A 5,504-nucleotide genomic window follows, 5' to 3' on the forward strand; every position below is an offset into this window, starting at 1 on the left:
CCGGTGATCGCGGTGAATCCTTCGCCGAGCTCGAGCGTGACGTCTTCGACGATCGCGAGGTTCTTGATCGACAGGTCGCGCAGCACGGAAGGATTCTACCGGCCGAGCGCGACCAATGCCCCTCGCTTGCGCCGGTTCCCATGGTGGGGGGCCTTTTCGGTAGCCGAGTTAAGCGGCGCGAAGCGTCCGCTTCAACTCGGCGGTCGGCAAACGACTCCGCTTCCGCTTCAAGGATGCCCTTTCTTCTGGGCGATCTTCCGGGCGGGCACGCCGCCGAAGATCTCGAAGTCCGGGATGTCCTTGTTGGCCACGCCGTGCGAGCCGAGCATCGCGTCGTGTCCGATCTTCACGTCCGAGAACACGGTCGAGTGGTAGGTGATCCTGGTGTTGTCGCCGATGATCGTCCGGCCGAGCGACACGTCGTTGATGTCTTCGACCGCGTGCGCGTGGGAATAGACGTTCGCGAAGTCGGAGATCGACACGTTGTTGCCGACGACGACCTCGCCGCGGTCGTCGATCAGCACGTTGCGGTGGATCGTCACGTCGTCGCCGACCGACAGGTTGTAGCCGAACGAGAACTCGCACTCGTGGAAGATCCGCACGTTCTTCCCGCATCGGCGGAAGACGCGCCGCGCGAGCATCGCGCGCATCCGCGTCCCGAGCAGCACGTTGCGCCCGACGGGGGAATGGTCGAACATCTGCCAGAACCAGAGGAGCGGCTTGACGGGGGCCCATTTCGCCGGGTCGAGCTCCCGGTAGTACTCCGCCTCGAGCGTCGCGTTGCGCGGGTCGAACGAGGCGGCGACCGCCTGCGCAGCGAGCGAATTCCCGCCTCCGGAGGCGCCGTAGAGCTCCCGGAGGGTGTCGCGCACCGTCTCGTTCCGGTCGAGCGCGGGGTCGTCGAGCCGCTCCGCGAGCTCGTCGACGAAACGGGGAAACAGGCTCTCGGCGAGCTCGCCGGCCCGAATCGTGCGGAGCGTCATGAGGCCGCGGATTCTGTGCGATCGGCGCCGCCGAGTCAATTCCACCGCCGCCCGGGGCGGCGCTCCGCGCGGACCGCGCCGTCTCGCCGGCCGGGCTCGGCGGCCCCGTCGAAAAAGCGTAAAATCCCCACCGGCCGGGGGTCCCCGATGCAATTTGCGAAATACCACGCCCTCGGGAACGACTATCTCGTTCTCGCCTCGTCGCATTTCGACCGCGAGCTCGGCCGCGAAGAGGTCCGCCGCGTCTGCCGGCCGCACACCGGCGTCGGGGCCGACGGCATCCTCTGGGCCACGATCGAGCCCGAGAAACGGCGCTACGCGGTGCGGATCTTCAATCCGGACGGAAGCGAGGCGGAGATCAGCGGCAACGGCGTCCGCATCTTCGCGCGTTTCCTTTGGGACAGCGGCTACATCAACGACGAACCGGTCGAGATCGAGACGGCGGCCGGCGTCTCCCGCGCCGCGGTCGAGTCGCGCGGCGCCCGCGTTTCGCTCGACCTCGGCCGCCCGAGCTTCTCGAGCGCCGACATCCCGGTGGCCGGCCCGCTCCGGGACGTGGTCGACGAGGAGATCCGCGCCGGCGACCGGACGTATCGGTTCACGGGCGTGACCGTCGGCAACCCGCACTGCGTCATCGTGCTTCCGCGGATCTCCGCGGACGAAGCCTGCCTCTCCGGACCGCTCATCGAGATCGACCCGCGCTTCCCGGCGCGAACGAACGTCCAGTTCGTCCAGGTGATCGACCGGGACAACATCCGGATGGAGATCTGGGAGCGCGGAGCCGGGTACACGCTCTCCTCGGGGACCAGCACCGCCGCGGCGGCCGCCGCGGTCCACCGGCTGGGCCTCGCCGGGCCGGTTCTCGATGTCGAGATGCCGGGCGGGCGTCTCCACGCGGAGATCGGCGCCGACGGCGGCGTCTCGATCGCCGGTTCGGTGGTGAAGATCTGTCAGGGGACGCTCGCGGCCGAGCTCCTCCTCCAGCGGGATTGACCGCGAACACCCTCGAACCGGAAGACGAAGAAACGGCGGGACTCTGCGCCGGCTGCCGCCACGCGACGCGGCTCGTCTCCGCTCGTGGCTCGCGGTTCTGGCGCTGCGACCGGTCGTTCTCCGATCCGCGGTTCGCCCGGTTCCCGCGGCTCCCCGTCCTCGGCTGCGAAGGATGGGAAGGAAGTCCGGCAGGCGGACCTGCGGTAGATTGACGGGATGAAGAAAAGCATCCGGAGGGCCTTCCTCGTTCCGTTCCTCCTCGCCCCGGCGGCCTTCGCCGCCGAGCCGCCGGCGGCCGTCCCGGTTCCCGCCGCCGAGGAGGTGCGGCGAATCGACGCCGATCTCGTCGCCTGCGGCACGCGCCAGTCCCTCTCGTCGTGGACCGACCCGAAACGCGGGATCGGCTGCGCGCGCGACCGCATCTCCGCGTTCCTCCGCGCCGCGGCTCCGGCGGCCGGAAGGGTGGTCATCGACCCTTTCGAGGCGTCCAACGAGAGGACGCACGGGCCCGCCGCCCTCCAGAACGTCTATCTCGTCGTCGACGGAACGGACCCGGCGCGAAGGAAGACCGCCATTCTCGTCTCGGGCCACTTCGACTCGATCTGCTCGGACTTCATGAGCGCGGACTGCGACGCTCCGGGCGCCGACGACGACGCGTCCGGGACGACCGTCTCGCTCGAGTCCGCGCGGCTCGTCGCGAGGCGTCCCCACCGCGCGACGGTCGTCTTCGCGGCCGTATCCGGAGAGGAGCAGGGGCTTTTCGGGGGCAAGCGTCTCCTCGAGTGGGCGCGCGCGCAGGGATACGAAGTCGGCGCGATGCTCAACAACGACATCGTCGGCGCGACCAATGGCTCCTCCGACCGCCGGCCGCGGGTCTTCTGCGACACCGACGCGTTCACGCCGTCGCGCGAGCTCGGGATGTGGATCGACGAGTTCGTCGGGGGCGTGCGCCCCGTCTTCCGGAAGGACCGGTTCGGCCGCGGCGGCGATCACCTTCCGTTCGTGGGGGCGGGTCTCCCCGCCGTCCGCTTCACCGAGCCGAAGGAGGACTACCGGCACCAGCACCAGACCGTGCGCACGGAAAACGGCGTCGAGTACGGCGATCTCCAGAAGTTCATGGATTTCGATTTCCTCGCCTCGGTCGCGCAGAAGAACGCCGAGTCGATCGACCGCCTCGCCGACTCCCCCGCGCCGCCTTCGGAGGCGACCGTGGAGGGAGCGGTGGCGCCCCGCGCGACGCTCAGCTTCTCCGCGCCCGACGACCCCGAAAGGAAGGGGTTCGAGATCCTCGCGCGCGACACGACCGAGCCGTACTGGAAGGTCCTGCGCGAAGCGCCGTCCCCGGGAAGCTACGAGCTCCCGCTTCCGATCGACAACGACTTCTTTGCGGTGCGCGCCGTCGGGAAGAACGGAATCCGCTCGATCGCCGTGGACGCGAAGCCCGTCGTCCGCAAGAAGAAATGAGCCGCGACCGCAGCGCCTCCAGGCGCCGGTCGAATCCGAAGCAGACGGACGGCGATCCGCCGCGTCAAGGGGCCTCTTCGCCCGGCTTCTCCGGGTAAGACACCTCCTCGTGGCGCCGTGTGGAGTTGTCGATGTGCTGGGGCACCTCGACGATCGTGCGGGTGACGTTCGGATCGCAGTCGGGAGAAGCGTCCCAGTCGCACTCGTAGGTGTAGACGTTCACTTCGCCGCGCTTCTCGAAGCTCACGATCGTCTGGTAGTGGTCGCAGTTGCCGCACTTGACCGACATCATGAAGACGTCGACGACGTGGGTCTCGCGGGGCTCTTCGGGTTCTCCCATTTCCGAATTATGCCCGATTCGCGGGCCGGTCGCCGCAGTAGACTGCGCCCGACGAAAGGAGCCCGTATGAAGAAGCTTCTGATCGCGGCGGCCGCGGTCGCGGCGGCGGCGGCTCTCGGCGCCGCGGAAACCGAAAAGACCATTCCGATGCCGAAGCGGGACCAGGTCGTGAAGATCAATTTCTCCTCGGAAAAGGCGAAGATCGACACGCTGGAGATCCAGCACTATCCCGACGCCGACGACGTCGAGAAGGCGAAGACGAAGGACCTCAACGACAGGCACCTGACGTTCTGGCATTTCACCGTCGAGAATCGCGACGAGCACCGCAAGGCGAAGATGCGGATCGCGGTCGAGGTCATCGGCAAGGACGGATCGATCGTCGGCAAGGGGGACAAGAGCGACACCGTCGACGCCGGAAAGCTCGACGACAACATCCGCGTCTGGGTGCGGATGCGGACGCTCGACATCGTGAGCGCGAAGAGCGCGAAGCTCCACCTGTCGATCGAGCCGAAGTAATCTTGCCGAGTTGAAGCGAACGCGGCGCGTCGCTTAACTCGGCACGGAAGACAGTTGAAGCGAACGCGGCGCGTCGCTCAACTCGGCACGGAAGACGCCCGAAAGAAAACGCCCGCCGAAGCGGGCGTTTTCGTCGAACACCGCGCGATCAGAGAGAAGGCGGGGGCGGAGGAGGAGGCTCTTCCTTCTTCTTCTTGTCCTTCCCCTTGTCCTTCTCCGGCGCTTTCCCCCGAGGCTGGGCTCGGACGGCCGGCTTCTGCCCCTCGACGCGGGGAGGCGGAGCCGCGCGGCGCTCGGGCGGGGCGACGGTCGTCCGCGGCGCCGGAGGCGGCGTCTCGCGCGCGGGCGGCGGCGTCACCTGCCGGCGAGCCGGAGGCGGCGTCTCGCGCGCGGGCGGCGGCGCCGATTCGGTCGTCCGCGCCGGAGGCGGAGCCGCGCGCCGCGGAGGCACGCGACGAGTTTCCGGCGGCGCGGCGCGCTCCGCGGGCGGAGGAGGAGTCGTCGTTTCCACGGCGCTCGGCGGCGCTTCCCGCCTGGGCGGCGTCACCGGGCGCTCGGAAGGAGCGGCTTTCTTCTGCTGCCCCGGCGGAACGCGCTGTCGCCACGACTCCGGAGCCGGAGGCGGGGGGGCGGCAACCGCCGGCGGGGCGGCCGGACGCGGAGCGGCTCCTTCGGGACGCGCCACCGCGCCCGGCGCGATGCGCGCCGGGGCCTGGGCGCCCTTCGAATCGACGGCCGTCGGATTCGCGACGAGGGGACGTTCCCGCGTGGCGAGCGCCTTGCCTCGGGGCGCGGTGACCGCCTTCGGCCGGACTTTCGCGTCGGGGCGCTTGGGAGTCAGGCCGACCGCGCCTCCCTCGACCGAGGCGGGGCGCACCGGAGCCGCGGCGCGGGCGCCTTCGTGCGCCTGGATCGACAACTGCGCCGCGGCGCGCGGCGCGACCGGAGCGCCGCGATTTTCCTGGATCACGCGAACCTTCGTCTGGAACGGCGCGGGAGCCGGCGGCGGTGCGACCCGCGTCACGACCGCGCGCTGTTGGATCTTCGCCGGCGGCCGGGGCGCCGGACGCGAGGCGACCGCGGCGATCCGCAGCGAGGAAGCCGTCGGGACCACCGGAATCGGCCCGCGCATGACCGACGCGGCCGAGACCTGCCGGATGATCTGCGGGTCGCGAACGTAGTTGTTGGCGACGACGCCGCCCGATACG

6 protein-coding genes are annotated in these 5,504 nt (G+C 69.7%); 3 read left to right on the forward strand and 3 right to left on the reverse strand.

Features of this window, described 5'->3' with window-relative positions; all coding sequences use genetic code 11:
- Positions 1-227: 227 nt before the first annotated feature.
- A complete protein-coding gene (locus tag VKH46_04710) occupies positions 228-983 on the reverse strand; it encodes an acyltransferase (protein HKB70122.1) in 756 nt (251 codons plus the stop codon).
- Positions 984-1,130: 147 nt separating this feature from the next.
- Between VKH46_04710 and dapF the strand changes: the two genes are divergently transcribed.
- Positions 1,131-1,976 (forward strand): diaminopimelate epimerase, encoded by an 846-nt coding sequence (dapF, locus tag VKH46_04715; protein HKB70123.1) that lies wholly within the window; start codon positions 1,131-1,133, stop codon positions 1,974-1,976.
- A 216-nt stretch (positions 1,977-2,192) separates the two neighbouring features.
- A complete protein-coding gene (locus tag VKH46_04720; protein HKB70124.1) occupies positions 2,193-3,440 on the forward strand; it encodes a M28 family peptidase in 1,248 nt (415 codons plus the stop codon).
- A 64-nt stretch (positions 3,441-3,504) separates the two neighbouring features.
- Here the strand turns inward: VKH46_04720 and VKH46_04725 are convergent, their stop codons facing one another.
- Positions 3,505-3,780: a hypothetical protein gene (locus VKH46_04725; GenBank protein ID HKB70125.1), complete on the reverse strand. Its 276-nt coding sequence runs from the start codon at positions 3,778-3,780 to the stop codon at positions 3,505-3,507.
- A 66-nt stretch (positions 3,781-3,846) separates the two neighbouring features.
- Between VKH46_04725 and VKH46_04730 the strand changes: the two genes are divergently transcribed.
- A complete protein-coding gene (locus VKH46_04730; GenBank protein ID HKB70126.1) occupies positions 3,847-4,296 on the forward strand; it encodes a hypothetical protein in 450 nt (149 codons plus the stop codon).
- Between the two features lie 148 nt (positions 4,297-4,444).
- Here VKH46_04730 and VKH46_04735 read toward each other — a convergent pair.
- Positions 4,445-5,504, reverse strand: a 1,060-nt coding sequence (locus VKH46_04735) for a hypothetical protein (GenBank protein ID HKB70127.1), incomplete at its 5' end; no start/stop codon positions are given.

It is taken from the genome of Thermoanaerobaculia bacterium, from assembly GCA_035260525.1.
Taxonomy (GTDB): Bacteria; Acidobacteriota; Thermoanaerobaculia; order UBA5066; family DATFVB01; genus DATFVB01.